The organism is Brevibacillus brevis, assembly GCF_022026395.1.
Taxonomy (GTDB): domain Bacteria; phylum Bacillota; class Bacilli; order Brevibacillales; family Brevibacillaceae; genus Brevibacillus.
On sequence record NZ_CP041767.1, the window covers coordinates 2,010,759 to 2,036,692 of the forward strand.

The following is a 25,934-nucleotide window of genomic DNA, read 5'->3' on the forward strand; positions in this document are numbered from 1 at the left end:
TTTATTCGAGCGCCTGTTGACGGCTGTTGGCGGGTTTGCTATGATTCACATTAAGCTTTTTTATTGAATAAGAAATGATCTGATGACGGGAACAAGTATCCAGGAACCGGATGCCCAGAGAGAAAGCGCCGTGGCTGAGAGTGCTTTCGTATAACGGCTTGGTGAATGACATCCCTGAAGACCGCAGTGAACGGCTGAAAGAAATCTCTTTCCCCAGTAACTGGCAGGCGTGTGCCGGCGTTAACGGCTAATAAGTGGGATAGCCTTTTGTAATTGTAGGCTATTCAAACAGGGTGGCACCACGGGAGTATAACCAGTCTCTCGTCCCTGACATGCGGCGATTTGCTAAATGTCAGGAGACGAGGGGCTTTTTTATTTGGTCATAAAGAAAAGTTCCTTGATCCTGAAGGTTTGGCTTTAGCCCGAGTTTTTGAAAAGACATGGAGGTTCGAGAGGAATGACAAGAATCCAGATCCCACGCGGTACGCAGGATATCATGCCTGGTACTGTAGAGCTGTGGCACTACGTGGAGGCCAAGGCCCGCGATCTGTGTCGCCGCTCCAATTACGCGGAAATTCGTACACCGCTGTTTGAGAGCACAGAGTTGTTCCAACGGGGTGTAGGCGAGACCACGGATATCGTGGAAAAAGAAATGTACAGTGTAGCCAATCCGCGCAGTACGGATGCCCTCACGCTGCGCCCAGAAGGGACAGCGGGTGTTGTGCGCTCCTACGTGGAAAACAAGCTGTACGGTGTGCCTAATCAGCCGACCAAGCTGTACTACTTAGGACCGATGTTCCGTCACGAGCGTCCGCAAGCAGGCCGCTATCGCCAATTCGTGCAGTTCGGTGCAGAAGCGATCGGTTCAAGCGATCCAGCGATCGATGCAGAAGTCATTGGCCTTGCGATACGTCTGTATCAGGAGCTCGGATTGACAGGACTTTCTGTGGAATTGAACAGCGTAGGTACAGTAGAAGACCGGGCGCGTCACCGTGAGCATTTACTCGCACATTTGAACGGTGTTCGCTCCGAGCTGTGCGAGGATTGCCAGTCTCGTATCGATCGCAATCCGTTGCGCGTGCTCGATTGCAAAAATGAAAAATGCAAAAGACTGACGATGGATGCTCCGTCCATTTTGGACTACTTGAGCGAGGAATCCGCGGCACACTTCGAAGCCGTACAAAACTATTTGACCGCGCTTGATATTCCGTTTCATGTAAATCCGCGCCTGGTGCGCGGCTTGGATTACTACACACTGACCGCATTTGAAATCAAAATGGCGGAGATCGGTGCGGTAGAAACGCTATGTGGCGGTGGGCGCTACAACGGACTGGTTGCAGAGCTGGGCGGCGACGATATGCCGGGCATCGGATTCGCACTCAGTATCGAGCGTCTGCTATTGGCTCTGGAAAAGCAAGGCGTTCAACTGCCAATCTCGGGTGGCATCGACTGCTTCGTAGTGGTGCAGACACCAGAAGCGAAAACAACAGCCTTCGTACTCGTCGACCAATTGCGCCAGGCGGGGATTGCGGCTGAGCTGGATTATCTGGATCGGAAAATGAAAGCACAGCTGAAGCAAGCAGATCGTTTACAGGCTCGCTTTACTGCGATCATCGGTGAGTCTGAATTAGCGAATGGCACGGTTGTTCTAAAGGAAATGGCAACAGGCGAGCAACAAGAAGTGAAACGCGAGGAACTCATTGCTGTACTCGCTGCAAAAGTAAATCAATAAAACAAATCATTGGGGGAAATGATCATGTCTTGGCAATATCGCACCGTACATGGTGGAGAAGTAACAAAAGCACACGTTGGACAGGAAGTCGTACTGAACGGATGGGTACAAAAGCGCCGCGACCTCGGAGGCGTCATCTTCATCGACTTCCGTGACCGCACTGGCATCGTCCAAATCGTATTCAACCCGGAGTACAACAAAGAAGCTTGGGAAGCGGCTGACAAGGTTCGCAGCGAATACGTACTGGTTGTAAAAGGGAAAGTAGTAAACCGTGCACCAGAAGCAGTCAATCCAAAGCTGAAAACAGGCGAAGTAGAAGTGCACATCTCCGAAATTGAAATCCTGAACGATGCAAAAACGCCTCCGTTCCTGATTGAAGATGAGATCGATGTAGATGAACAAGTTCGTCTGAAATACCGCTACCTCGACTTGCGCCGTCCGGAAATGCAGCGCTCCCTGCTTTTGCGTAGTAAAGCAGCAAAAGCTTTCCGTGACTACCTGGATGAGAACAACTTCCTGGAAATCGAAACACCAATTCTCCAGAAGAGCACGCCTGAGGGCGCACGTGACTACCTCGTGCCTTCCCGTGTACATCCAGGCGAGTTCTACGCCCTGCCGCAATCGCCACAGCTGTTCAAACAGCTTTTGATGGTATCCGGTTTGGAGCGCTATTACCAAATCGCACGTTGCTTCCGTGACGAAGACCTGCGTGCTGACCGTCAGCCTGAATTTACCCAGGTGGACATTGAAACCTCTTTCCTGTCTATGGAAGAAATCCTGCCAATGATGGAAAAGATGGTCGCTCACGTATTCAAGCAAACGATTGGCGTAGACGTACCGACTCCATTCCCTCGTCTCACGTATGCGGATGCCATGGCGCGTTACGGTTCTGACAAACCAGACGTACGCTTCGGCATGGAGCTGACGGACGTATCTGATCTGGTTGCGACAAGCGACTTCAAGGTGTTTGCAGCAGCAGTAGCTGGCGGCGGACAAGTAAAAGCGATCAATGCAAAAGGTTGCGGACACTACTCCCGTAAAGAAGCAGACGACTTGGGCAAATTCGCTTCCCGTTATGGCGCGAAGGGCTTGGCTTGGATCGGCTTCAAAGACGGAGAGGTCAAAGGGCCAATTGCGAAATTCTTTAAAGAAGAAGAGCTTAACGAGATGAAAGCACGCTTGGCGGTAGAAGAAGGCGACTTGCTCCTGTTCGTTGCTGACAAACCAAAAGTAGTAGCAGATGCGCTGGGTGCTCTTCGCTCCAAGCTGGGTGCTGAACTTGGTCTGATTGACCAAAGCCAGTTTGCATTCCTCTGGGTAGTAGACTTCCCGCTGGTTGAGTGGGATGAGGATGCAAAACGTTACGTTGCCCTGCACCATCCGTTCACACGTCCAAAAGACGAAGACCTGCACCTGTTCGACACCGATCCAGGTCAAATGCGCGCACAAGCGTACGACATGGTTCTCAACGGATACGAGCTCGGCGGAGGTTCCATGCGAATCTTCAAGCGCGAAGTCCAAGAAAAAATGTTTACCGCCCTTGGCTTTACACCAGAAGAGGCGCGGAAACAATTCGGCTTCCTCATGGATGCATTCGAGTACGGTACACCTCCACACGGTGGAATTGCTCTTGGATTGGACCGTCTGATCATGCTCTTGGCTGGCCGCACCAACCTGCGCGAAGTCATCGCATTCCCGAAAACAGCAAGTGCGAGCGACCTGATGGTAAACGCACCAGATGTCGTAGACGGAAAACAATTGAAAGAGCTGTCCATTGCAACAATTGTCACAGAAGAAGAAAAGGTAGAAGCGTAATCGACTTGCGCAACTGCATTGCTCTTTGATACATTGGTAATACTATGATGAAAGCCCTGCGATGCCCGTGACATCCGATAGTTTTGAGCCACAAAGTTTGTTTAGGGAGTTTTTCGTCCGTGATTGTAAAGGCATGCCTCCTTAGAGTGGACGTCTGTAACAGTTCGGCAAGACACCCACCTGCGATGAGCAGGTTCAAAACTAAGGAGCAACACGGCATAATGGGGCTCCTTTTTTCTACTTCAATCCTACTTTTCCGATTGACTATAAACTCGCTTGTGAAAGGTGACACGAAATATGCTTCATCAATTTTCTCGTTGTGAATTGGCCTTCGGTCCCGAAGGTTTGGAAAAAATGAAAAATAGTCGCGTTGCTGTATTAGGGATTGGCGGAGTCGGTTCCTTTACAGTAGAAGCACTCGCGCGTACAGGTGTAGGCAAGCTCATTTTGGTAGATAAGGATGTAGTAGACATCACAAACATCAACCGCCAAATCCACGCGACGCTGAACACAGTCGGTCAAAAAAAGGCTGAGCTCATGAAGGAACGTATTGCGACGATCAATCCAGAGTGCGAGGTCGTTACACTGAATATGTTCTACAATGAAGAAACAGCGCATGAGCTGTTTGAGCATGAACTGGATTACATCGTGGATGCGATGGATACCATGTCCGCAAAGCTACATGTAATTAAGGAAGCGAAGCGTCGCAATATCCCTATTATTTCTAGCATGGGTGCGGCGAACAAAATGGACCCGACCCGTTTTGAGGTTGCCGATATTTCCCAAACGAGTTATGATCCGATTGCAAAGGTCATTCGTCGTGAGCTGCGGAAAAGCGGTATCTACAAAGGGGTAAAAGTGGTATATTCCCGTGAGATTCCCGTAACCGTACGTGTAGATGTACGCGAACAGATCGTTTCCAACCCGGACTCACCGATTAGTAAAGTGCGGATGCCTCCAGCAAGTAATGCTTTCGTGCCTTCTGTAGCTGGTTTAATTTTGGCCAGTGTAGTGGCAAGAGATATTTTGGAGTGGCAGCCTGTAAAAGGATAGTGGAACATGGATGATTTATTCACGTTTGCCTATGACCAGCAGGGTGGCGGCAAACAGAAGCCATTGGCTGCGCGGATGCGGCCGAAAACGATTCAGGATGTAATCGGGCAATCGCATATTTTAGCTCCTGGAAAGCTGCTCCGACGCGCGATTGAAGCAGATCAAGTGTCCTCTGTCATTTTTTACGGACCTCCAGGAACAGGGAAAACAACACTGGCAAAAGTCATTGCCCGAACCACACGTACGCATTTCTCCGAGTTAAATGCCGTTACGGCTGGTGTCGCTGACATTCGCAAAGTGGTAGATGCGGCAAAGGAACGGCTCGTCATGGATAGTCAGCGGACAACCTTGTTCGTAGACGAGATACACCGCTTCAATAAATCGCAACAGGACGCCCTTCTTCCTTATGTGGAGGAAGGCACGATTATTTTGATCGGCGCTACGACGGAGAATCCTTTTTTCGAGGTGAATCCGGCGCTTTTGTCGCGTTCACAAGTATTTTCCCTTCAATCGCTTTCTCATGAGGAATTGAAGCAGGTCATGGATCGGGCCCTTACTGATGAAGAAAATGGATTGGCAGAGCTATTTGTCACCGTAGAACCGGAAGCGGCTGAGCATTTGATTCAATACGCTGAAGGGGATGCCAGGCGATTGCTCAATGCATTGGAACTGGCGGTGACAACGACGCAACCAGGAGCGGATGGAAGAATTACGGTGACATTGGACGTCGCCGTAGAATCCATTCAGCGCAGGGCTGTACGCTACGATAAGAGTGGGGACAACCATTACGATACGATCTCTGCTTTTATTAAATCCATTCGTGGATCTGATCCCGATGCAGCTCTTTACTGGTTGGCAAGGATGATTGATGCTGGAGAAGATCCGCGGTTTATTTCTCGCCGTTTGGTCATTTCGGCTTCAGAGGACATCGGAAATGCTGACCCGCAAGCGATCACAGTTGCGATTTCCTGCTTTCAGGCGGTAGAATTGGTGGGGATGCCTGAAGGGCGTATCCCTTTAGCACAAGCGACGACGTACCTGGCAACCGCCCCCAAAAGCAATGCCGCTTACAACGGAATTAATTCCGCGTTGGATCGTATCCGAACGGATGGTCACAAGCAAGTGCCGATTCATCTGCGAGATTCTGCTTACAAGGGAGCTGCGAAGCTGGGACACGGTCAGGGATATCTGTACCCTCATAACTATCCATATGGATATGTACCTCAACAGTATCTGCCTGACGGTGTAAACTACTCGTTCTACCAGCCAAAGGATCACGGCTATGAGCGTCACATTCGCCGCTTCCAGGAAGAAAGACAGAAGATGGATGAGCGTGGATTGCCAAGGAAAAACTCCCCCGAATAACGGGGGAGCTAACATGTTAAGTGCGGACATTTCCGCCTGGTTTATTGGGCAAATCACCGTTTTCATTCGGCTGTTTGCTCTGCTCACTCGCACCATAACGGGCTTTGTGAGCAATCGTGCCTGCGGGTTGGTCGTACAAGGTATCGGACGGGTGGTTGCGACCTCGTTCCGAGCGTTTGTTCGTTGTCATTTGCATATCACCCCCTAAGATGTTAGTGTGTCCCGCGATACTGAAGACATGTAGGGGGCGGGCGCGTATTACCGATACAAAGAGGAGAGTTGTTAACGTGAAGATTTCAACGAAAGGACGTTACGGGCTGACGATCATGATGGAATTGGCCAACCGTTGCGGTGAAGGGCCGACTTCCCTGCGGAGCATCGCCCAAAAACACGATTTGTCCGAGCATTATTTGGAGCAATTGATTGCACCTCTGCGTAACGCGGGTTTGGTAAAAAGCATTCGTGGCGCATATGGAGGTTACGTTCTGGCAAAGCAGCCGGATGAGATTTCTGCTGGAGATGTGATTCGCGTGCTGGAAGGACCGATCAGCCCTGTGGAATTTGCAGAGGAAGAAGATCCGGCTAAGCGTTTTTTATGGCTGCGTATTCGGGATAGTATTTCTTCTGTTCTGGATTCGACCTCTCTTCAAGACTTGATCAGCTTTGAAGACGATGGTCCTGCCGATAATTATATGTTTTACATCTAGAATATAAGAGGTTGTTCAAAAAGTCGTCTTTTGATCACGAAGTAGCTCAGAAAGCTAATTCGACATCGAATATGGCGTTCACCTCCGAAGTCCGGTGCTCGCCATCTTCTCGGTGCTAAAAAGCCGACTTTTTGAACACGTACTATAAGTTGGTAGAAGGTGACAGCAGTGTCAGATCGAATGTATTTTGACCATGCAGCTACTACGCCCGTTCATCCGCGGGTAGTTGCTGCTATGACTCCCTATTTGACGCAAGTATACGGGAATCCATCCAGTGTCCATGGTGCTGGTCGCGAAGCGCGAAAAGCGTTGGAGCATGCGAGAGATACGATTGCAGACTTTATGGATGCTGATCCGCAATCGCTTATCTTTACGAGTGGCGGGACAGAAGCCGACAATATGGCAATCATTGGCGCTGCAATGGCACAGCGCGAACGTGGTCGTCACGTCATTACTTCGCAGATCGAGCATCATGCGGTCTTGCATGCTTGTGAGTTTTTGGAGCAGGCAGGATTTGAAGTGACATACTTGCCTGTTGACCAGACAGGCATGGTTCATTTGGAAGACCTGAAACAAGCGGTTCGCCCGGATACGGTCCTAGTGTCCATTATGTACGGCAACAATGAAGTAGGAACGATCCAGCCAATCGAGGAAATCGGCACCTTTCTGCGAGAAAAAGGGATTGTTTTTCATACGGATGCCGTACAGGCTTTTGGTGTACTGCCTGTCCATGCACGAAAGCTGCCTGTAGATATGCTCTCGGTATCCGCCCATAAAATTAATGGGCCAAAAGGAGTCGGCGCTTTGTATTTAGCGCGTAAGGTTCCGTTTTCCCCGATTTTGCACGGCGGCTCACAAGAGCGTAAACGCAGAGCGGGAACGGAAAATCTGGCTGGGATTGTTGGGTTTGCCGAAGCGACAAAGGTCGCTCGCGAGGAAATGGCGGAGCGGGTTGAAAAGTATGAGCAGATGAAAGCAGCGATGATCGCAGTCTGGCAGGAAGCGGGAATTACGTTCTGCCTGAATGGACATCGCGAGCAGACTTTGCCACATATTTTAAATGTGTCATTCCCTGGCGCCCATACAGAAACCATGCTGATGAATCTGGACATCGCCAAGATTGCAGCTGCGAGCGGCTCAGCTTGTACATCCGGATCATTAGAGCTGTCACATGTGCTGAAAGCGATGCACTTGGACGATAAAATTGCTCTTTCAGCTATTCGTTTTAGCTTTGGGATTACGAATACGGTGGAAGAGGCGAAACAGGCTGCTACAGCGGTTGCTGCGATTGTAAAGCGCTTGGTTCGTGAATAGCGAAGGATGAAAGCCGTTTGGATGAAGCCAAGCGGTTTTTTCTTTGAGCTAAAGCGGTTTTTTCTTTGAGCTAAAGCGGGTTTCTTATTGGAGTTTGTGGTGAATAGTGGAAGAGGATGGTAAAATGATGCTGTAGTACTAATCCTGAAGAACTATACAATTCGGATCATCCGATAAGGAGAGGACTTTCATGTTGGCCAGACGATACTCCATTCGCTACAAACTGGTGTTTACGATACTCATCCTAACCATGCTCCCATTAATGGTCGTCGGCTATATCCAATTTGAAAATGCGCGCAGCGCGCTTTACAAGCTGGCTGTATCTGACTTGCAATACATAACGGAAATGAAGGCGCGTGAGCTGGCTGCTTACGCTCAAGATACAACGATTCGTGAGGGAAGCAGACAGAAAATTAACGAAATAACACGCGAGGTGGCCGAACAATATTACAAGCCAAATGGCATGGTTGGCTACGCCTATATCTTGGATGCGAGTGGAATCGCCGTCTTTCATCCAGATCCGAAAGTGGAGAGTACCTCTTTGGCGAATGAGGAATTCACGCAAGTCATGCTCGCTCAAAAAAACGGCTGGATCGAATATGAATTCGGAGGCTCTACCAAAGTGGCGGCGTATAAGCAGTTGCCGAACGGGTGGATTCTTGTCATTGGCAGCTACGAGAATGATTTGCTGACGACGATTGAAAGCAGTCGTCCGATGATGTTTCTCCTCAGTCTCATAAGTGCCAGCCTAGCGCTGGTCACGGGTATTTTTATTGTCAACAAGCTGGTACGACCGTTAAAAGAACTGGTATCAGCAATGAAGCGTGCCGAGACTGGAGATTTGACCACGCAAGTGACTGTTCGTTCCCGGGACGAGCTTGGGGAATTATCATCGATGTACAATGAGATGATGGGGGTATTTCGCAGCATGGTCAACGAGGTGCAGCGAGTAGCCCAACAAGTCGCGGCAGCTTCGGAAGAATTAACTGCGAGTGCGACAGAAAGTGCACGTGCTTCCGAACAGATTTCCATGGCTTCTTCGGAAATCGCGACGGGTTCCGAACAACAAAAACAAACGGTGACGGATACAGTGCGCTTTTTGTCTCGTATCGGTGGAGATATTCAACTTATTGCGGCCTCGACTTCACAAGTCAATGTCGATGCGACAGACGCGAATCAATTGGCACAGGTTGGTGAAGGCAAGCTGAAAGAGCTCGTACAAGAGATGGATCAAATCACGGATCATGCCCGTCGAACAGAGCAGGTTATCCGCGAGCTTGGCTCTCAATCCGAGCAAATCATCGGAATCATCACGACCATTCGTCAAATATCCAACCAAACGAATCTATTGGCTTTGAATGCCGCCATCGAGGCTGCCCGGGCGGGGGAACAGGGACGCGGATTTGCGGTTGTGGCCCAAGAGGTACGCAAGCTGGCTGAGCAATCGGGTGAGGCAGCAGAAGAGATAGCAGGCTTGATTCATACGATCCATACAGATATTCTCGCGGCTGTATCGGAAATGGGAACGACTGCTGTCGCTATCCAGGATGGACGCGAAGGAGTGGCCCAGGCAGGGGACAGCTTTAAGCAAATCTTGGCGGCCGTTCAAGACGTCAGCCAGCAAGTACATCGCATGAACGATGCTGCCCAAGCGATTCATCGCGATACAGTCCAATTGGTGAGTCACTCCGAAAAAATTGCTGGGCTTGCGGAAATAGCGGCAAGAGATACACAGGAAGTGGCAGGAGCGTCCGAAGAACAGTCAGCAACGTCCGAGGAAATGACAGCGGCATCCGAAACGTTGGCGAAAATGGCCGAGCAGTTGTCAGAACAAGTAAAACGATTTACAATTTAAGACGAGCATATGAGAAATCCACTTTCAAGAGAAGTGGATTTTTCCTTTCTGGAACGGTTTTTATGTAAGGAGGCGTTTAGATGGACGAGCAGCAGTCAATCTCGCTGTTTGCAGAAACCTACATTCGAGGATTTGTTTCTCAAGAAATTTTTTACAATGATGAAACCTGGTACGGAGTTATCCGTCTAAAGATAGAAGAGACTACCGAATCGACCAAAGAATCGGAGGTCATTATTGTCGGTAATTTTCCTCGTCCACATCCAGATGAGCTGTACACCTTTTACGGTGAATGGAAAACACATCCTCGATTTGGGCAGCAGTATGTAGCAAAGCGCTATGAACGTGAAACACCGAAGACATTGGCCGGGGTTGAGCGATACTTAGCCAGTGGCTTATTTCAAGGGATCGGAAAGAAGATGGCCAAACGAATTGTAGAGCAGCTCGGGGTAGATGCGCTGTCCATTATCGCGGACTTCCCGGAGCGATTGGCTGAGGTACCAGGCATTTCTGAACAACGTGCCAAAACGATCTATGATTCTGTAGTCGAGCATCGTTCTTTGGAAAGTGCCATGGTTTTCTTGTACGACTTCGGCATTGGTGTAAACATGGCGCTGCGTATTTATCAGACCTACAAGCTGGAAACGATGACAGTGCTGAAGGAAGAGCCATACCGTTTGATTGAGGATGTCGTAGGAATCGGCTTTAAGCGGGCGGATGACATTGCACGAGCAACTGGTATCGCGGCTTCCTCGGAAGAACGTGTGAAGGCAGCGGCACTCTTTGGGCTGCAAGAGGCTTCGTATTCAGAAGGACACGTTTATTTGCCTGTGGAGGAGCTTTGTGAAAAAACGCTGCGCCTTCTCGAAGAGTGCGGGGGACACGTCTTTTCTGGTGACGATATTCGACTGGCAGTGGAAGCCCTGTTTGTGTCGAGCAAAATTGCCTGGGAAGATGAGCGGGTGTATTTGCCCTCTCTGTTTTTTGCTGAGCTCGGTCTAGCCAAAAGACTGCGTCACTTCGCTGCGCGTGATGAATTCGGTACGTTCCCGACATCGGAATTTTACCGTGCGTTAGGGGCTGTCGAGGATGAACTGGGGATTACGTATGCCCAGACGCAGCGTGATGCCATTGAACAGGCGATCAAAGCAGGTCTGATGCTGTTGACAGGGGGACCTGGTACGGGGAAAACGACAGTGATTCGTGGGATATGTCGTGTCTTTTCCCAGCTTCATGGATTGTCGCTGGACTTGAAAAAATACAACGAAGAAAATCCGTTCCCGATTGTTCTTGTGGCTCCTACTGGACGTGCAGCAAAACGTATGACAGAGACTACGGGTTTACCTGCTATGACCATCCATCGTTTGCTCGGTTACAAAGGGGAGAGCTTCGAGCATGATGCGGAGCACCCAATCCGTGGTCGGCTATTAATTGTGGATGAAATGTCCATGGTCGATATCTGGCTCGCAAATCAATTGTTTCGTGCGGTCCCAGACGACATGCAGATCATCATGGTAGGTGACCCTGACCAGCTGCCTTCTGTAGGACCGGGCAACGTCCTGTTGGATATGATCCGATCTGGATTGCTACCGTTAGTGCAGCTAACAGAAATTTATCGGCAAGCGGAAGAGTCTACCATTATTCGGTTGGCCCATGATGTACGCAAGGGGAATGTACCGGCAGATTTGCTTCACACCACCCCGGATCGGCGATTCTTCACAAGTTTGCCACAAGAAGTTCCGGAAGCAGTGAAACAAATTTGTTTCGGAGCCGTAAAAAAAGGATATACGGCAAAAGATGTTCAGGTATTAGCCCCTATCTATAAAGGTAATGCCGGTGTGAACCGGTTGAATGAAGAATTGCAGGAGCTGTTTAATCCGAAAACGCCGCAAAAGCGTGAAGTTACTTTTGGAGAGACGACTTTCCGTACAGGAGACAAGGTTCTGCAATTGGTAAACAATGCTGAAGAACAGGTGTTTAACGGTGACATGGGTGAGATCGTCGCCATCTTTTTCCCGAATGAAAATGCGGAGAACCAGGAGATGCTGGTCGCTGCTTTTGATAACAGGGAAGTGGTGTACAAGCGTTCGGACTATCATCAGCTGACGCTTGCCTACTGCTGCTCGGTTCATAAGTCTCAAGGCAGCGAATTTCCGATTGTGATCATGCCGTTTGTCAAAAGTTACTACCGTATGCTCAGACGCAAGTTGGTCTATACCGGGATTACCCGGAGCAAATCATTCCTCATCATGTGTGGAGAGCCGGATGCGTTCCGTGCTGCTGTAGAGTCTGATGAGGAGGGGGTACGGTACAGTTACCTGGAGGAACGGCTAAAGCAAGAGTGAATTTGGAACCATTTGCGCCGAATGGACGTATCCATTTCGCCTGATACTAACAAGGCGGAAGGGGGATGTCCCACATGCGCAAGGCAATGGATGCAGTCGGATTACCAGTTGTTTGCCTCCAAACAGGAGAGACGATGGGAACCGTGCGTGACATTCTTTGCGACTCCACTTGGCATGTACGAGGAGTCTTGCTGAGCGAACAGGGCTGGTTCCAATCAGGTACCTATATTCCTGCCGAACATATTCATGCGGTCGGGGAGTCCTGCCTTACCGTATCGGGAAAAGACGCGATCACGCCCTTACCTCATCTCGCCGGACTAGAGCCTGTCGGCATTGTGACGGGAAAGACGAAGTTAAAAGGAAAAGCGGTGATTACCGCTTCCGGAGAGTGTTTGGGGAGGCTGGAAGATGTTTACTTTTCAGCCAACTGGGAGAAACTTGTAGGGTACGAACTATCGAATGGCTGGCTTGCAGATATTACGGAAGGTCGAAAGCGCCTCCCTGCACCAGCATCCGTGATCATCGGGGAAGAAAACCTGATCGTGCCGGACTAGTTCGTGGCCAGGCGTGAAAGGGAGGAAAAGCGTGATGCGTGTCATATGCCCGAATTGCAGTTCCAAAGACGTAGGGAAGATTGGAACCAATCAATACTATTGCTGGAACTGCTTTATAGAAATGAGCGTTTCCAATGAGCAGATCGCTTCTGTCTACCAAGTTGAGGAAGATGGATCTTTGCATTCGCTCAACGATCTGTTTATTGAGGATCAGACAGTAACCGCTCACTTGAATATGTAGTGGATTTGAGCGGCAAAACCAATGGAGGTGGCACGCTTGTTCACTCGAAGCCTGTTGCGGGTTCTGGCCACAAGCGGAATTGTGGCGATCATTGGCTATTGGTTGGCTCCGCGACGTCGCAGTCGGTTTTCATTGAATTGGAATCAGTTGCCCTTTTCCATGCGTGATGTAACACGTATGTGGAAATCAGGTCGCAAGCTGATGCGTGCCGTCACTCGTTAACACAAAATGTGAATTGGAACGTAAATAAACACCCGAACATACACTGTGTTCGGGTGCTTTTTTTCGACCGGCATGAAAAAGCTCCGTCGCAGAAACGACGGAGCCTTGCTTTGTATTAAGATTGTTCTGCCAAGCGTTTTTGCTGTTGGCTTTTCATGCGTCCGATCAACAGGACACCAACCACAACAGCTACGATGAATACCCATTTTACCCAAGGGTAAGCGGCAAAGAATGGTGTGAGGAACTTCTCGCTTGTTACCATGCTCGCAGCAGTATACGCCAATACTGCAGAACCGATATATATAACGACCGGATATTTCTCGATCAGCTTCAAGATCAATGTGCTACCCCATACCATGATCGGAACACTGATGATCAAACCGATAACTACCAGAAGAAAATCACCATGTGCTGCACCAGCAACCGCGATCACGTTATCCAAGCCCATTACCGTGTCGGCTACGATAATCGTCCAGATCGCTGCTCCAAGCGTTCCGCTTGCCTTCATATTCTCATGACCATTATCTTGAATCAGCAATTTGAGAGCGATCCAAATGAGAATCAAACCACCTACAAGCAGCAGACCAGGAATTTTCAACAACCAAACAACAGCAAGTGTCGCCAATGCACGAATGACAATTGCACCAACCGTTCCCCAGATGATGGCTTGCTTTTGCTGATGAGCAGGCAGGTTACGAGCTGCCATCCCGATGACGAGGGCATTGTCCCCGGCCAGCACGAGGTCGATGATAACGATAGAAAGTAATGCGGTCCAAAACTCAGGGCTTAACAATAAATCCATTTCTCTTCCTCCTCCTAATCCATTTTGGAAGCGAATAATCCGCTGGCCGTTTTCTTGATACCTCCCATAGTGTGTGTAAAGGGGCGAAAAAGAAAACGACCTTTCCCGATGCAGGAAAAGGTCGTTTAAAAAACAAAAATAGACCTTTTACCTGGTCGGCAAAGGTCTTGCTTACAACATTTACGAAAATGTTGCCAACATAGCCGGGGAAAAATCCCGTAATGACGACTATGTTGCGAAAAAGCTACTCCCCTTTGGAGATATCCTCTTGTAATTACATACTACTGAACACGAAATTGTGTGTCAATAGGTTACATGAAATTAATGTGAATGAGACAAGCTAAAAAAGATGTAGGCAAATAGGGAGGAGTTGGGGAACGTGGATGAACTTCGGCGAAGTCGTCTATTTGCTGCTGCTGTTTGGGTCATCACACTTTTGGTCATCGGCAATCTGCTTTGGCTGCTCCGCCCAGTCCTGTCCCAGTTGTTTTCGCTCGTAAAGGAAGTGCTCGTTCCCGTCATATTGGGACTCGTCATTGCGTACTTGCTCCATCCGATCGTGCAATTGCTGGAAAAAAGAAGGGTTCCGCGCTTGATGGCAGTCCTGCTCATTTATGGATCATTTGTATTGGTGATTACCATTGCGATTATAAACGCCATCCCAGTTTTCACGAAACAATTGGTGGAGCTGTCAGACGATATTCCCCGCCTGATGGATTGGTACCATACATGGATGAGTGAGTGGGAGGCACGAAAATATTTCTTGCCGGATAGCATCTCCAAGGGTGTGGACCGGGTGATCATCCAGTCGAATGAGGGAATGTCTCATTCTGTATCGAAAATCGTGGATAATGCCAGGCATTCGATGGGAAAGCTGTTTGCATTTGCTATCGTGCCGTTTATCGCTTTTTACTTTTTGAAGGATATGAAGCAATTGCACGAGACAGGGATGTCGATTGTTCCAAAGGCTTATCGGAAGCAAGTGCTGATCGTCCTGCGGGATATAAACGAATCCTTGGGCAAATACATACATGGACAAATGATGGTCGCCTTGATCGTAGGCGTTTTCGCATACGTGGGCTACTGGTGGATCGGCATGCCGTATCCTTTTGTACTGGCTGCATTCGTATGTCTCACCAACATTATTCCGTACATCGGACCATTGATTGGGGCGGCACCAGCAGTTGTGATCGCGATTACGATTTCCACCAAGACACTGCTACTCGTGGTCGTTGTCAATCTCATCATTCAAATCGTAGAAGGGAACATTTTGTCTCCCAACATCGTTGGTCGTTCCTTGCATTTGCATCCGCTTCTCATTATCCTGGCACTGCTTGTAGGGGAGACGGTAGGGGGGATCATCGGGTTGATCGTTGCTGTCCCGATTCTTGCCGTTTGCAAAGTGATCGTTAGCCGAATCGCTGTCATGATGCATGAAAGTTGACAGTGATCAGGTAAAATATTTATAATATGGACAAAGTGATTTATGTGAAATCAATGAGGGAACGAGTATGTTGCAGACCTTTTACAGAGAGGACGCTCCATGGTTGAGAGGGCGACCAAAAGAAGAGCAGCAGAAGGCTACTCCTAAGACCGGGCAAAACCCGGCGGCTTGGCACCGTTAGACGCCACTTAAGCGACAGGCCTTGGCTCAGAAACGTGTAGCGAGCCTGTAAGCAGGGTGGTACCGCGAGAAATCAGTTCTCGTCCCTGAGGGGATGGGGACTTTTTTTATTTTTAGATGAGGAGAATGTTAGATGAAGAAACTGACAGGCAATCAAATCCGCCAGATGTTCCTCGACTTTTTTGTAGAAAAAGGACATCGCATTGAGCCTAGCGCTCCATTGGTTCCAATCGACGATCCTTCCCTTCTGTGGATCAACAGTGGTGTGGCGACTCTCAAGAAATACTTTGACGGCCGCATCATTCCAGACAACCCGCGTATTACGAACTCGCAAAAGTCTATTCGTACGAACGATATTGAAAATGTGGGACGTACTGCTCGCCACCATACTTTCTTTGAAATGCTGGGTAACTTCTCTATTGGTGAGTACTTCAAGGAAGAAGCGATTGAATGGGCATGGGAGTTTTTGACAAGCCCAAAATGGATCGGCTTTGATCCAGAGTTGCTCTCCGTTACCATTCACCCGGAGGACGAAGAAGCATTTGAGCTGTGGAGCAAGAAAATCGGTGTTCCAGAAGAGCGAATCATCCGACTGGAGGGCAACTTCTGGGATATTGGAGAAGGCCCGAGCGGACCAAACACAGAGATTTTCTATGACCGTGGAGAAGCATTCGGAAACGACCCGAGCGACCCTGAGCTGTACCCAGGTGGAGAGAACGAGCGTTACTTGGAAGTGTGGAATCTGGTATTCTCCCAGTTCAACCACAATCCAGACGGTACCTACACGCCGTTGCCTAAGAAGAACATTGATACAGGGATGGGTCTTGAGCGCATGGCCTCTGTCATCCAAGGCGTAGACAACAACTTTGAGACGGACTTGCTGTTCCCGCTGATCGAAAAGACCACGGAAATCTCCGGTGTGAAGTATAAAACAAGCCCTGAGATGGATGTAGCCCTGAAGGTTATCGCTGACCATGCGCGTACGGTTGTGTTTGCGATCGGTGACGGTGCGCTTCCATCCAATGAAGGGCGTGGCTATGTCATTCGCCGTCTGCTTCGCCGTGCCGTACGTATGGGGAAAAAGCTGGGCGTGGAGAAGCCATTCCTGTACAGCTTGACTGAAACAGTAGGCACGATGATGGGCGAATTCTATCCAGAGGTTGTCCAAAAGCGTGCGTTTATCGAAAAAGTCATTCGTGCCGAGGAAGAGCGCTTCCACGAGACACTGAACGACGGTCTGGCGATCCTGTCCGACATGGTAAAAGCAGCAAAAGAAAGCGGAAAGACGCAACTGTCTGGGCAAGATGTGTTCAAAATGTACGATACGTATGGATTCCCTGTTGACTTGACAGAAGACTTCGCAGACGAGCAAGGGCTGACTGTCGATCGCGATGGCTTTGATCAAGCGATGGAAGAACAGCGTGAGCGCGCACGTGCAGCACGTCAAGATGTAGACAGCATGCAAATCCAAGGCGGTCCATTGTCTGATTTGACGGTTACGAGCCAATTTGTTGGTTATACTGAACTGGTAGCAACAGGTAAAGTGGAAGCGATTATTTTGGACAACCAGCTGGTAGAAGAAGCAGAAGAGGGGCAAACCGTACAAGTCGTTCTGAGCCAAACTCCTTTCTATGCAGAAAGCGGTGGTCAGATCAATGACGAAGGTTTCCTGATTTCTGATATCGTGAAAGCACGCGTGACAGATGTACAAAAAGGACCAATGGGACAAAATGTGCATTCTGTTATCGTCGATGCAGGTACCCTGCGCAAAGGTGACGAGATTCGCGCGGAAGTGAATCGTGAAGCACGTCTGGCTATCACGCAAAACCATACAGCGACTCACTTGCTGCATCAAGCACTCAAGGATGTCCTGGGAACGCATGTCAATCAGGCAGGTTCCTTGGTAGCACCAGAGCGTCTCCGCTTTGACTTCACTCACATTAGCTCCATTACTCCAGAAGAACTGGAGCGTATCGAAGCGATCGTGAATGAAAAAGTGTGGGCAAACCTGAGTGTCGAGATCTCCAACAAACCATTGGCTGAGGCAAAAGCGATGGGCGCAATGGCGTTGTTCGGTGAAAAATACGGCGACGTTGTACGCGTTGTAAAAGTGGGCGAATACAGCCTGGAGCTGTGCGGTGGATGCCATGTAAACAATACCGCGGAAATCGGTCTGTTCAAGCTGGTTAGCGAGAGCGGTATCGGCGCAGGCACACGCCGGATCGAAGCAGTAACAGGGCGCGGCGCTTATCAGTTCTTGAACCAGCAGTTCACTACGCTCAAAGAAGTGGCGCAAGCACTCAAGGCACCAGTTCTGGCAGAAGCACCTGCACGTGTAGAAGGTCTGCAACAACAATTGAAAGAAGTACAGCGCGAAAACGAGTCCCTGCGTGCAAAACTGGGGAACATCGAGGCAGCGTCGTTGACGGATAAACTCCAACAAGTAGACGGTATGAACGTACTCGCTGCACGTGTTTCCGCTGTCGATATGGACAACCTGCGCGGCATGGTAGATGAGCTGAAAAACAAACTCGGCTCCGCTGTCATTGTGTTGGGTGCGGTCGATGGCGACAAGGTGAACCTCGTTGCAGGTGTAACCAAAGATCTCATGGATCAAGGCATTCACGCTGGCAAGATCATCAAGGAAGTCGCAACTCGTTGCGGTGGCGGCGGTGGTGGACGTCCTGATATGGCACAAGCCGGTGGTAAGGACCCATCCAAGCTGCAAGAAGCTCTGGACGCTGTGGTTGACTTCGTGAAGAGTCAAGTAGTAGCGAAATAGTGCGATTGCAAGAGAAATTTGTATAATCGACAGGAGTAAACGAAATCCGAGTCGAATACAAAAAAGAGTATGTAACCAAAAGAGTCTCAAAAGGAAATCGAGGTGTTGATTGTGAGTTCGTTGGATAATACCATGAAATTCACGGTGCCCAAGGAAGCGAATGCGGCGGATGTGCAAGAAACATTGACAGAGGTGTACAAAGCCCTGCAGGAAAAAGGATACAACCCGATCACCCAGATCGTAGGTTACTTGCTTTCTGGCGACCCGGCGTTTATCCCACGCCACAACAACGCGCGGAGCCTGATCGGCAAATTGGAACGGGACAAAATTATAGAAGAGTTGGTGACCGTTTACTTGTCAGAGCGCAAGTAGACCTTAACGATGACACGATTGATGGGGTTGGATGTAGGCGACAAGACGATTGGAGTGGCTGTCAGCGATGAGCTGGGATGGACTGCGCAAGGAGTAGAGACCATCAAGCGACAATCCAAGGAAAAGGATCTTGCCCGCCTGAGCGAATTAGTTTCGCAGTATCAAATTGGGGCTTTCGTCGTTGGTTTGCCCAAAAACATGAACGGAACCATAGGCCCGCGTGCTGAAATGTGTCAAGCATTTGGCAAGCTTTTGGAGGAACGCACGTCTCTTCCTGTCCACATGTGGGACGAACGCTTGACGACAATGGCGGCAGAGCGTATGCTGATCTCTGCTGATGTTAGCCGTCAAAAGCGAAAGACAGTGATAGATAAAATGGCGGCCACTTTAATCCTCCAAGGATATTTGGACGCGAAATCGAGGTGACCACAATGAGTGAAGAGATGATGGAAGAGTTCGAAGTGGGCGATGTGATCGCGCTGACGGAAGAAGGTACCGAGGAACCGCGAGATTTTCGTATCATGTACATTTTTGACATTGAAGACCGCAGCTATTTGGTGCTCGTACCAGTAGATCAGGAAGAGGAAGAAGAGTACGAGGTTCACTTCCTGCGTTATGATGGTACAGACATGCTCCAGCCAATCGAGGATGACGAAGAGTGGGAGCAAGTAGAAGCTACCTTCGAAACATTGATTGCTGATTTGGAGAAAGACGGAATTTAATAGACGAGTGGAAAGAGAGTCCGCAACTGGCGGGCTCTTTTTTTGTCTTTTTTCGCCAAAATCACCCATGAAGTGACAGGTAGATAAGCCTCTAGTATAATGAATGGGATGGAGATAAAGAGACCCTAAAGGGAGGATTTCTAGCTTGAAACCAATGTCAGCGAAGCCTGATTTTAACCCCGGCCGCCCTGTGACGCATCGACGCAGACGCGGCGGACGAATTGTGATGTGGCTGGTTACCTTTTTGTTATTGATCATTTTGGCTGCAGGGGGAGCAGCGTGGTACGTGTACCAGCAATTGCAGCCCGTTGCAGGTGAACAGACGGTGAAGAACGTAGCGATTCCGTCCGGTTCCTCCGTACAAAAAATCGGTCGACTACTGGAAGAACAAGGTCTGATCCGAAATGCCGATGTATTTAATTACTACGTGAAGTATAAAGGCATGGCTCCTGATCTTAAGGCGGGAGAATACCAATTTACGACTGGCCAAGCCATTGACGAGATCCTAACCGCCATGGTGGAAGGAAACACGGTGATCAATGCGAACCGATTTACGATCCCGGAAGGCTGGAATGTCGAACAGATCGCAGATCATCTCGATAAAGAAGGCATTGTAGAGAAAGCGGCATTTTTAAAAGAAGTAAATGAAGGAGCATTCCCGGACTATCCTTTTGTCGCAGCCATACCGAAGCATGCAGACCGAAAACACCGTCTGGAAGGGTATTTGTTCCCGGAAACGTATGAGGTGGGCAAAGACGCTACGGCACATGATGTCGTCTCGCGTATGCTGGCTCAATTCCAAAAGGAATGGAAGCCAGAGTGGACAGAGCAGTTGAAGCAGCGCGACTTAACACTGGATGAAGCAGTGAATCTCGCATCGATTGTCGAGCGTGAAGTAACAGTAGACAAGGAGCGTCCGCTTGTAGCAGGCGTGTACTACAATCGGATTCGTGACAAGTGGCCATTGCAGGCTGATGCTACCGTCCAATTTATTCTCGGCAAACAACGAGACCGTCTGACCTTTGAGGACCTAAAAGTAAAAAGCCCGTACAACACGTACACAAATCCTGGATTGCCACCAGGGCCGATTGCCAACCCAGGTAGAGCTTCGCTTGAAGCCGTCGTCAATCCGGCGAAGCACGATTACTTTTTCTACGTGACGAAAAAAGACGGAACGTCCGAGCATTACTTTTCCAAAACACTGCAAGAGCATGAAGCAAATGATAAGAAAAGCAGGGGAAACTAACCGGGTTTCCTCTTTTTTTTTGCATACGGTCAACAGTGCTTGACGTAGCCAAGTTTTCCTAAGGTGTGCTATAATAATTCGGTTGTAACGAAAGAGGAGTGAAATCATGATTACCAATCCGGCAATTGACGACTACGTGTCAAGCCTGGTTCCCGAGCGTTCTTTGCTGCTCAAGCGACTGGAGCAGGAGGCGGCAGAGGAAAACATTCCGATTGTGCAGCTCCCGTCCGCTCAAGTCATGCGGATGTTGTTATTGCTGCATCGTCCCAAAGCGATTCTTGAAGTGGGTACGGCAATTGGCTATTCCACTATTTGGCTTGCAGAAGCTGCACCGGAAGCGCGAATTGTCACGATGGACATAGATGAAGATCGATTGGTGAGAGCACGGGAAAATATAAAAGAAGCAGGCTGTGCAGATCGTGTGGAAATACTCTCACGTGACGCTACTTTAGGGCTGTCGGAGTCGTATCAATTTGACTGCTTGTTTATCGATGCGGCCAAAGGTCAGTATCGAGTATTCCTCGATTTGTATCTACCGCTACTTCGCGAAGGCGGTTTGGTAATCAGCGACAATGTCCTGTTCCGAGGACTGGTGGCGACCCCAGAAGAAGCGGGCAAGCGCCAGCGTCCGATGGTGGACAAGCTGCTTTCTTATAATTCACATCTGATGGAGCGTCCTGATTTAGAAACGACATTTATTCCAGTGGGAGACGGGCTGGCTATCAGTATGAAAAAGAGGTAAAAACTTAGGGTCGTATAGGTGTTAAGCATCATGAGGAAGGGGACATGAAGCATGGGTAACCCCGTATTGATTGGGGTAGCGGGAGGCAGTGGTTCCGGAAAAACGACTGTAGCAAAGGAGCTGTACCGCCAGTTCCAAAATGATAGTGTAACGATGATTGAGCAGGATTCCTACTACAAGGATCAAAGCCATTTGAGCCCAGAAGAGCGGGCGTTGACAAACTACGACCATCCCTTCGCTTTTGACAATGATTTGTTGCTTGCGCATTTGCAGGAGCTGATGCAAGGAAAAGCGATCCAAAAACCGATCTACGACTTCAAGGTGCATAACCGCAAGCCGGAGCAAATCCAGGTCGACCCGAAGGATGTCATCATTCTGGAAGGAATGCTGATTCTGGAGGATGAGCGGATTCGTAATTTAATGGATATCAAGGTGTTCGTCGATACCGATGCGGATGTGCGTATTGCACGCCGAATCGTACGTGACATCGAAGAGCGCGGTCGTTCCCTCGATTCAGTGGTGACGCAATACTTAAACGTCGTTCGACCGATGCATTTGCAGTTTATTGAGCCGACGAAGCGATATGCAGACGTCATCATTCCAGAGGGCGGCTACAACCGTGTAGCATTGGATCTGTTATCCACGAAAATCAGCAATATTTTATTGGAGAAGCAACAATTCTCCAATCAATCATAAACACTTACAAGTGCACCGTGACGTACGGTGTGCTTTTTTCTTTGTTCGTTGTTTCTGTCGCGTACATTCCGGCAATACTGGTGAAAAAAGCCAGGGAGGGAATTCGATGCAGCTGGATCGACGAATCAAAAGACGTCACTTTCTTGTATTGCTATCCATGTCGTTGTTATGGCTCGGTTTGATCGTGCGCTTGTGGTGGATTCAACTCGGATCGCCCCATCGGTTTTCTCGGCATGGCGTTGATTTGGTAAAGGCAGCAGTAAAGCAAAGACAGCAAAGCATTGTACTGCATAGCGGTCGTGGCGATATCGTGGATCGGAATGGGTACGCCTTTACCGGAGAAGAGCATCTCGCCTTGATTTTGTTCCCGTTGGCGCGTGGGAGCCTGCAAGGAACAGATGGCTTGCAGCGGGTGGCACAAATAACCGGAGAATCCAAGGAACGGTTGTCGGAGACCATGGAAAAGGCGAAAGCACCGCTGCTCATGCGAGAGGCGTCCGGCAAGCTGGTGATGCTCACCGAGCGGCAGGCCGAGGAAATCAATGCCCTTGCCATCCCGGGAGTTGTGGCATTGGCGGTGACAGAGAGATACCGAGCTGATGAGGTAGCCAAGCATTTGATTGGTTTTATCCATAAAAATCCCGATATGGTGCAAAAGCTGTATCCAGATGAATGGACCAGCGGCAAAATGAATGCCGAGAGCACGCTGGGGGCATCGGGTCTGGAGCGAAGCTTTGATCGGTTCTTACAGGGGGTAGAGCCGTCTGTCTTGTCCTATTACGTAGATGGGCACGGACAACCGCTCCGAGGACTGGATATTCGCTATACAAAACAGTCGAATCAATACTATCCGCTTTCATTAACGACGACCTTGGATGCAGCAATCCAGAGAAGCATGGAAGCAGCAGCCGATCAAGTAGGTCTCAAAGAGGGCAGTATCGTCGTTTTGGACGTACAAACAGCCGACGTTCTTGCAGCTGTGAGTCGCCCTACCTATGATCAAACAAATGTCACGGGAAACACGAGCGATTGGAAGAATCGCGCGTTCAAACAACTCCCGCCTGGTTCTGTCTATAAAACAGTGGTTGCGGCAGCAGCCCTGGCGGAAGGAATCGTTTCGCCCATTGACCGTTTTACATGTACAGGGGAGTACGGGAAGTATCAATTCTCCTGCTGGAAAAAAGAAGGTCACGGCAGTGTGACATTGGAAGAAGCGTATGCCCAATCCTGCAACATTGCGATTGCCCATATCGCCAAGATGGTAGGCGGAGAAAAGTTGGAGGAATATGCAAAAAAGCTGGGCTTGACCACTCAAGTGGGGCATGTTACTCCCAATCTGTATAAACTCAAAAACTTCAAGCAGTTGGATGGTGAAGAGCCGGGTAGAGTCTTTGCAGAGGGGATATCCCGCGACGATGAAGGCGTCCTGATTCAAAGCGCCATCGGTCAGCGGGATGTACGCATTACCCCCTTGCAAGCAGCCAATATGATGGTAACGATTTTGCGTGGCGGGCAAAGCTCTCAAGTACGACTGGTAAAGGAGATCGCATACCGAAATGGTCAGTCGTTCCATACATTTCCCCAGCAGGAGCTCTCTTTGGACGGAATTGACTACGTCACAGCCAACAAATTGCGAAAAATGATGCGTAAAGTTGTCACAGAGGGAACAGGACAGATGCTCATGAATTCCGCTTGGCAGGTGGCAGGCAAAAGCGGGACTGCGCAAATCGGGGATGCGAATGGAAACAATCATCTGTGGTTTCTCGGGTATGCTCCGTTAGAAGAGCCGCGCTACGCCATTTGTGTCGTGGCAGAAAATCAGCCGAGTTGGGGAAAAAACCAGGCTATGGAGCTTTTTCACCGGGTTGTCGCTGAGCTTGCCGATCATACAGCTCAATCTTCCCAACCTCGCGAAGAGTATTTCCGAGGATGAATCCTCTTGCGTTAATTTGATTGTTTTTACCTAGTCCAACGATCAGCATGAGGGGAGAGGAGGACATGTACATGGATTGTGACGCTTTTGACCAAATGGTTCTCTTATCACCTTTGCTGGGAGATAGGCGCTTTACCGTATGGCTATGCCAATCACCAATGTATTTCCATTGTCGATGCCTGCTTAATTTGCGGACGAGCTTTTTGAGATGTATGTCATCGAAAAATATAGAATGTGGCTGGTGAATCGCATTTGGGCCTGGTTCACTTGCATACGTTACGACCCATCTATCCTCTCCAAGTGGGTATCCCATCATGATCCCTCCTGTTTCCAGCGAGGGTTTTTTTCGTACGGCCTGCTCAATTTGTTTCCACGCTTTTGGTGTGATGTACAGCGTCGTCATGAGACATTCGTCCCTCCTTGATAAAACCACTGACATTTGCTTGATATCATATGTACGCGAATAGTGAAATGTCCCGGCGCCAGCAAAGTTAGGAATTGTCGAAAAAAGGATTGTAACTCACCTTCTTCCTTTCTATAATTTGAGTAAAAGTGTGAGTTCAAAAAGTCGGCTTTTTGAACAACCTCTAAAAAGACGGAGACTGGAAAGGTTGATTGTATGCCTTTGGCACCTGTTGATCTCTCACTGATTGGGCAAGTATTAGCGGTTGATTTGTACACCGAACAAGGAATATTGCTGCTGGGACAAAACACGACGATTACGCCTGCCCATGTGATCCTATTGCAAAAGCAACGAGTCCGTGAGGTTGATATCATACAGAGTCTTACAGAGGGAACTGGTGAGGAAGTTACTTCTCAACTATTCCAACTAGAGGCAGATTCTGAGACCGTTGCAGCTTATGTACAAGCCCTCGACAAAACGAGACTACTCTTCGATGAACTGACAGTTGGCGGGGCACCAAGTCTTGATCATTTTTCCAACATCTTTTTTGATGTAGCAGAAAAATCGAGGAAGCATTTGGGGTTGTTCCGGAACTTGTACGTACTGGAAGGAGCAGACAGCTATACATACCGCCATTCATTAAATGTAGGCATTCTCTGCTCGCTCATTGCTCGCTTGATGAAATGGGATGAAGAGCGAGTAGCATTCATGGGGACAGCCGGATTTTTGCATGACATTGGGAAAATGAGGGTACCTAAGGAAATATTGCTGAAGCCAGGCAAGCTAAGTGAAGAGGAATTTGCGATCATGAAGAAGCATACCGTTTTCGGCTATGAGATGATCCGTGAGATGAAGGGTGGATCTGAGCTGTTGGCCTTGTGTGCCTTGCTGCATCACGAGCGACTCGACGGGTCTGGCTATCCGGAGCAAAGAAAAGGCGATAGCATACCAATCGAATGTCAGGTGCTCGCCGTTGCCGACATGTTTGATGCGATCTGTTCTGATCGTGTGTACAAAGGAAGGTCGTCCCCATTCGAGGCGGCACAGCTCCTCTGGAAGGAAGCATGTAACGGAACGTTGAACGTGGAGATCGTTGCGCAGTTTGTCCGCTACATTGCTTTGCTGTACGTAGGGGCAAAGGCGAGATTGAGTAGCGGGGAAGAAGTCGAAGTAATTCTTATTCATCAAGATGAACCGATGCGTCCATTGGTAAGAAGAATGGGTGAATTCCTCGATTTGCGGCATGATCGCAAGCTGACGATTGAAAAAATGATTGGATAGAAAATCGATGCGAAAAAGATGAAACCGCTCTTGAAAAATGAGAGCGGTTTCATTGTTGCTGATCTGTGAACGATCGTCGGGAAAGCTCGATCAGCCTGGCAGATTGTGACACAATGATAGAGTATCTGGTA

Annotated in this window: 24 protein-coding genes and 1 other RNA gene; 22 read left to right on the forward strand and 3 right to left on the reverse strand. The window is 49.1% G+C overall.

Translation table 11 applies throughout. The features are described from left to right. The first annotated feature begins 457 nt into the window (after nt 1–457). The 5 genes from hisS to FO446_RS09910 all read left to right on the forward strand — a co-directional run bounded on the left by hisS (nt 458) and on the right by FO446_RS09910 (nt 5,965). The gene (hisS, locus tag FO446_RS09890) at nt 458–1,732 is read left to right on the forward strand and encodes a histidine--tRNA ligase (RefSeq protein ID WP_173608443.1); all 1,275 of its coding nucleotides are present in this window, start codon (nt 458–460) and stop codon (nt 1,730–1,732) included. A 24-nt stretch (nt 1,733–1,756) separates the two neighbouring features. Further along, nucleotides 1,757–3,547 (forward strand): aspartate--tRNA ligase, encoded by a 1,791-nt coding sequence (gene aspS, locus FO446_RS09895; protein WP_232774100.1) that lies wholly within the window; start codon nt 1,757–1,759, stop codon nt 3,545–3,547. A 50-nt stretch (nt 3,548–3,597) separates the two neighbouring features. Then, nucleotides 3,598–3,779, forward strand: a non-coding RNA gene (ssrS, locus tag FO446_RS09900) — 6S RNA. Between the two features lie 65 nt (nt 3,780–3,844). After that, complete coding sequence (locus FO446_RS09905) at nt 3,845–4,600, forward strand: tRNA threonylcarbamoyladenosine dehydratase (RefSeq protein ID WP_173608441.1); 756 nt, start codon at nt 3,845–3,847, stop codon at nt 4,598–4,600. Between the two features lie 6 nt (nt 4,601–4,606). Then, nucleotides 4,607–5,965, forward strand: a complete 1,359-nt coding sequence (locus tag FO446_RS09910; RefSeq protein ID WP_173608440.1) for an AAA family ATPase — start codon at nt 4,607–4,609, stop codon at nt 5,963–5,965. A gap of 16 nt (nt 5,966–5,981) precedes the next feature. Here the strand turns inward: FO446_RS09910 and FO446_RS09915 are convergent, their stop codons facing one another. Beyond that, nucleotides 5,982–6,155 (reverse strand): hypothetical protein, encoded by a 174-nt coding sequence (locus FO446_RS09915; protein ID WP_162837766.1) that lies wholly within the window; start codon nt 6,153–6,155, stop codon nt 5,982–5,984. Nucleotides 6,156–6,252: 97 nt separating this feature from the next. Here FO446_RS09915 and cymR point away from each other — a divergent pair, with 97 nt between their 5' ends. From cymR to FO446_RS09950, 7 genes are all read left to right on the forward strand, one after another. Beyond that, the gene (gene cymR / locus FO446_RS09920) at nt 6,253–6,672 is read left to right on the forward strand and encodes a cysteine metabolism transcriptional regulator CymR (RefSeq protein WP_012685608.1); all 420 of its coding nucleotides are present in this window, start codon (nt 6,253–6,255) and stop codon (nt 6,670–6,672) included. Nucleotides 6,673–6,840: 168 nt separating this feature from the next. Next, entirely contained in the window at nt 6,841–7,986 is a 1,146-nt protein-coding gene (locus tag FO446_RS09925; protein ID WP_221868867.1) for a cysteine desulfurase family protein, read from the forward strand. Nucleotides 7,987–8,176: 190 nt separating this feature from the next. Continuing rightward, nucleotides 8,177–9,841 carry a methyl-accepting chemotaxis protein gene (locus tag FO446_RS09930; RefSeq protein WP_237900528.1) on the forward strand — a complete coding sequence of 555 codons (1,665 nt, stop codon included), beginning with the start codon at nt 8,177–8,179 and terminating at the stop codon, nt 9,839–9,841. A gap of 80 nt (nt 9,842–9,921) precedes the next feature. Further along, nucleotides 9,922–12,183, forward strand: a complete 2,262-nt coding sequence (locus tag FO446_RS09935) for an SF1B family DNA helicase RecD2 (protein WP_173608437.1) — start codon at nt 9,922–9,924, stop codon at nt 12,181–12,183. Nucleotides 12,184–12,257: 74 nt separating this feature from the next. Next, a complete protein-coding gene (locus tag FO446_RS09940; RefSeq protein WP_173608436.1) occupies nt 12,258–12,737 on the forward strand; it encodes a PRC-barrel domain-containing protein in 480 nt (159 codons plus the stop codon). Between the two features lie 34 nt (nt 12,738–12,771). Further along, a complete protein-coding gene (locus tag FO446_RS09945) occupies nt 12,772–12,978 on the forward strand; it encodes a hypothetical protein (protein ID WP_007717618.1) in 207 nt (68 codons plus the stop codon). A 27-nt stretch (nt 12,979–13,005) separates the two neighbouring features. Then, nucleotides 13,006–13,200 carry a hypothetical protein gene (locus FO446_RS09950; protein ID WP_229088206.1) on the forward strand — a complete coding sequence of 65 codons (195 nt, stop codon included), beginning with the start codon at nt 13,006–13,008 and terminating at the stop codon, nt 13,198–13,200. A gap of 115 nt (nt 13,201–13,315) precedes the next feature. Here FO446_RS09950 and FO446_RS09955 read toward each other — a convergent pair whose 3' ends face one another. Further along, nucleotides 13,316–14,002, reverse strand: a complete 687-nt coding sequence (locus tag FO446_RS09955) for a TerC family protein (RefSeq protein WP_173608435.1) — start codon at nt 14,000–14,002, stop codon at nt 13,316–13,318. A 379-nt stretch (nt 14,003–14,381) separates the two neighbouring features. Between FO446_RS09955 and FO446_RS09960 the strand changes: the two genes are divergently transcribed. The 9 genes from FO446_RS09960 (at nt 14,382) to FO446_RS10000 (ending at nt 24,119) form a co-directional block, all read left to right on the forward strand. After that, nucleotides 14,382–15,446: an AI-2E family transporter gene (locus FO446_RS09960; RefSeq protein ID WP_173608434.1), complete on the forward strand. Its 1,065-nt coding sequence runs from the start codon at nt 14,382–14,384 to the stop codon at nt 15,444–15,446. A 313-nt stretch (nt 15,447–15,759) separates the two neighbouring features. Beyond that, nucleotides 15,760–18,408: an alanine--tRNA ligase gene (alaS, locus tag FO446_RS09965; protein ID WP_237900530.1), complete on the forward strand. Its 2,649-nt coding sequence runs from the start codon at nt 15,760–15,762 to the stop codon at nt 18,406–18,408. Nucleotides 18,409–18,519: 111 nt separating this feature from the next. Continuing rightward, on the forward strand, nt 18,520–18,780 hold the full coding sequence (locus FO446_RS09970) for an IreB family regulatory phosphoprotein (RefSeq protein WP_007727936.1): 261 nt from the start codon (nt 18,520–18,522) through the stop codon (nt 18,778–18,780). Between the two features lie 9 nt (nt 18,781–18,789). Next, entirely contained in the window at nt 18,790–19,206 is a 417-nt protein-coding gene (ruvX, locus tag FO446_RS09975; protein WP_142063197.1) for a Holliday junction resolvase RuvX, read from the forward strand. Between the two features lie 5 nt (nt 19,207–19,211). Then, the gene (locus tag FO446_RS09980) at nt 19,212–19,502 is read left to right on the forward strand and encodes a DUF1292 domain-containing protein (RefSeq protein ID WP_005832492.1); all 291 of its coding nucleotides are present in this window, start codon (nt 19,212–19,214) and stop codon (nt 19,500–19,502) included. 145 nt (nt 19,503–19,647) lie between these two features. Beyond that, the gene (mltG, locus tag FO446_RS09985; protein WP_173608432.1) at nt 19,648–20,748 is read left to right on the forward strand and encodes an endolytic transglycosylase MltG; all 1,101 of its coding nucleotides are present in this window, start codon (nt 19,648–19,650) and stop codon (nt 20,746–20,748) included. A 106-nt stretch (nt 20,749–20,854) separates the two neighbouring features. Continuing rightward, nucleotides 20,855–21,490 carry an O-methyltransferase gene (locus FO446_RS09990; protein ID WP_237900532.1) on the forward strand — a complete coding sequence of 212 codons (636 nt, stop codon included), beginning with the start codon at nt 20,855–20,857 and terminating at the stop codon, nt 21,488–21,490. 51 nt (nt 21,491–21,541) lie between these two features. Next, nucleotides 21,542–22,186: a uridine kinase gene (udk, locus tag FO446_RS09995; protein WP_173608430.1), complete on the forward strand. Its 645-nt coding sequence runs from the start codon at nt 21,542–21,544 to the stop codon at nt 22,184–22,186. Nucleotides 22,187–22,292: 106 nt separating this feature from the next. Continuing rightward, nucleotides 22,293–24,119, forward strand: coding sequence for a peptidoglycan D,D-transpeptidase FtsI family protein (locus tag FO446_RS10000; protein ID WP_173608429.1), 1,827 nt, complete (start codon nt 22,293–22,295; stop codon nt 24,117–24,119). Here FO446_RS10000 and FO446_RS10005 read toward each other — a convergent pair. Continuing rightward, a complete protein-coding gene (locus FO446_RS10005) occupies nt 24,031–24,522 on the reverse strand; it encodes a Mov34/MPN/PAD-1 family protein (RefSeq protein WP_173608428.1) in 492 nt (163 codons plus the stop codon). The two genes, FO446_RS10000 and FO446_RS10005, sit on opposite strands and share 89 nt — an antisense overlap. A gap of 216 nt (nt 24,523–24,738) precedes the next feature. On the opposite strand from FO446_RS10005, the gene FO446_RS10010 reads away from it, so the two are divergent. Beyond that, nucleotides 24,739–25,803 (forward strand): HD-GYP domain-containing protein, encoded by a 1,065-nt coding sequence (locus FO446_RS10010; RefSeq protein ID WP_173608427.1) that lies wholly within the window; start codon nt 24,739–24,741, stop codon nt 25,801–25,803. The last annotated feature ends 131 nt before the right edge of the window (nt 25,804–25,934 follow it).

Excerpts from the sequence above, each read along its gene's own strand:
- hisS (WP_173608443.1), top strand. The coding sequence starts at position 458 with ATGACAAGAATCCAGATCCCACGCGGTACGCAGGATATCATGCCTGGT.
- aspS (WP_232774100.1), top strand. The coding sequence starts at position 1,757 with ATGTCTTGGCAATATCGCACCGTACATGGTGGAGAAGTAACAAAAGCA.
- FO446_RS09905 (WP_173608441.1), top strand. The coding sequence starts at position 3,845 with ATGCTTCATCAATTTTCTCGTTGTGAATTGGCCTTCGGTCCCGAAGGT.
- FO446_RS09910 (WP_173608440.1), top strand. The coding sequence starts at position 4,607 with ATGGATGATTTATTCACGTTTGCCTATGACCAGCAGGGTGGCGGCAAA.
- FO446_RS09915 (WP_162837766.1), bottom strand. The coding sequence starts at position 6,155 with ATGACAACGAACAAACGCTCGGAACGAGGTCGCAACCACCCGTCCGAT.
- FO446_RS09930 (WP_237900528.1), top strand. The coding sequence starts at position 8,177 with ATGTTGGCCAGACGATACTCCATTCGCTACAAACTGGTGTTTACGATA.
- FO446_RS09935 (WP_173608437.1), top strand. The coding sequence starts at position 9,922 with ATGGACGAGCAGCAGTCAATCTCGCTGTTTGCAGAAACCTACATTCGA.
- FO446_RS09940 (WP_173608436.1), top strand. The coding sequence starts at position 12,258 with ATGCGCAAGGCAATGGATGCAGTCGGATTACCAGTTGTTTGCCTCCAA.
- FO446_RS09945 (WP_007717618.1), top strand. The coding sequence starts at position 12,772 with ATGCGTGTCATATGCCCGAATTGCAGTTCCAAAGACGTAGGGAAGATT.
- FO446_RS09955 (WP_173608435.1), bottom strand. The coding sequence starts at position 14,002 with ATGGATTTATTGTTAAGCCCTGAGTTTTGGACCGCATTACTTTCTATC.
- alaS (WP_237900530.1), top strand. The coding sequence starts at position 15,760 with ATGAAGAAACTGACAGGCAATCAAATCCGCCAGATGTTCCTCGACTTT.
- ruvX (WP_142063197.1), top strand. The coding sequence starts at position 18,790 with ATGACACGATTGATGGGGTTGGATGTAGGCGACAAGACGATTGGAGTG.
- FO446_RS09980 (WP_005832492.1), top strand. The coding sequence starts at position 19,212 with ATGAGTGAAGAGATGATGGAAGAGTTCGAAGTGGGCGATGTGATCGCG.
- FO446_RS09990 (WP_237900532.1), top strand. The coding sequence starts at position 20,855 with ATGATTACCAATCCGGCAATTGACGACTACGTGTCAAGCCTGGTTCCC.
- udk (WP_173608430.1), top strand. The coding sequence starts at position 21,542 with ATGGGTAACCCCGTATTGATTGGGGTAGCGGGAGGCAGTGGTTCCGGA.
- FO446_RS10000 (WP_173608429.1), top strand. The coding sequence starts at position 22,293 with ATGCAGCTGGATCGACGAATCAAAAGACGTCACTTTCTTGTATTGCTA.
- FO446_RS10005 (WP_173608428.1), bottom strand. The coding sequence starts at position 24,522 with ATGACGACGCTGTACATCACACCAAAAGCGTGGAAACAAATTGAGCAG.
- FO446_RS10010 (WP_173608427.1), top strand. The coding sequence starts at position 24,739 with ATGCCTTTGGCACCTGTTGATCTCTCACTGATTGGGCAAGTATTAGCG.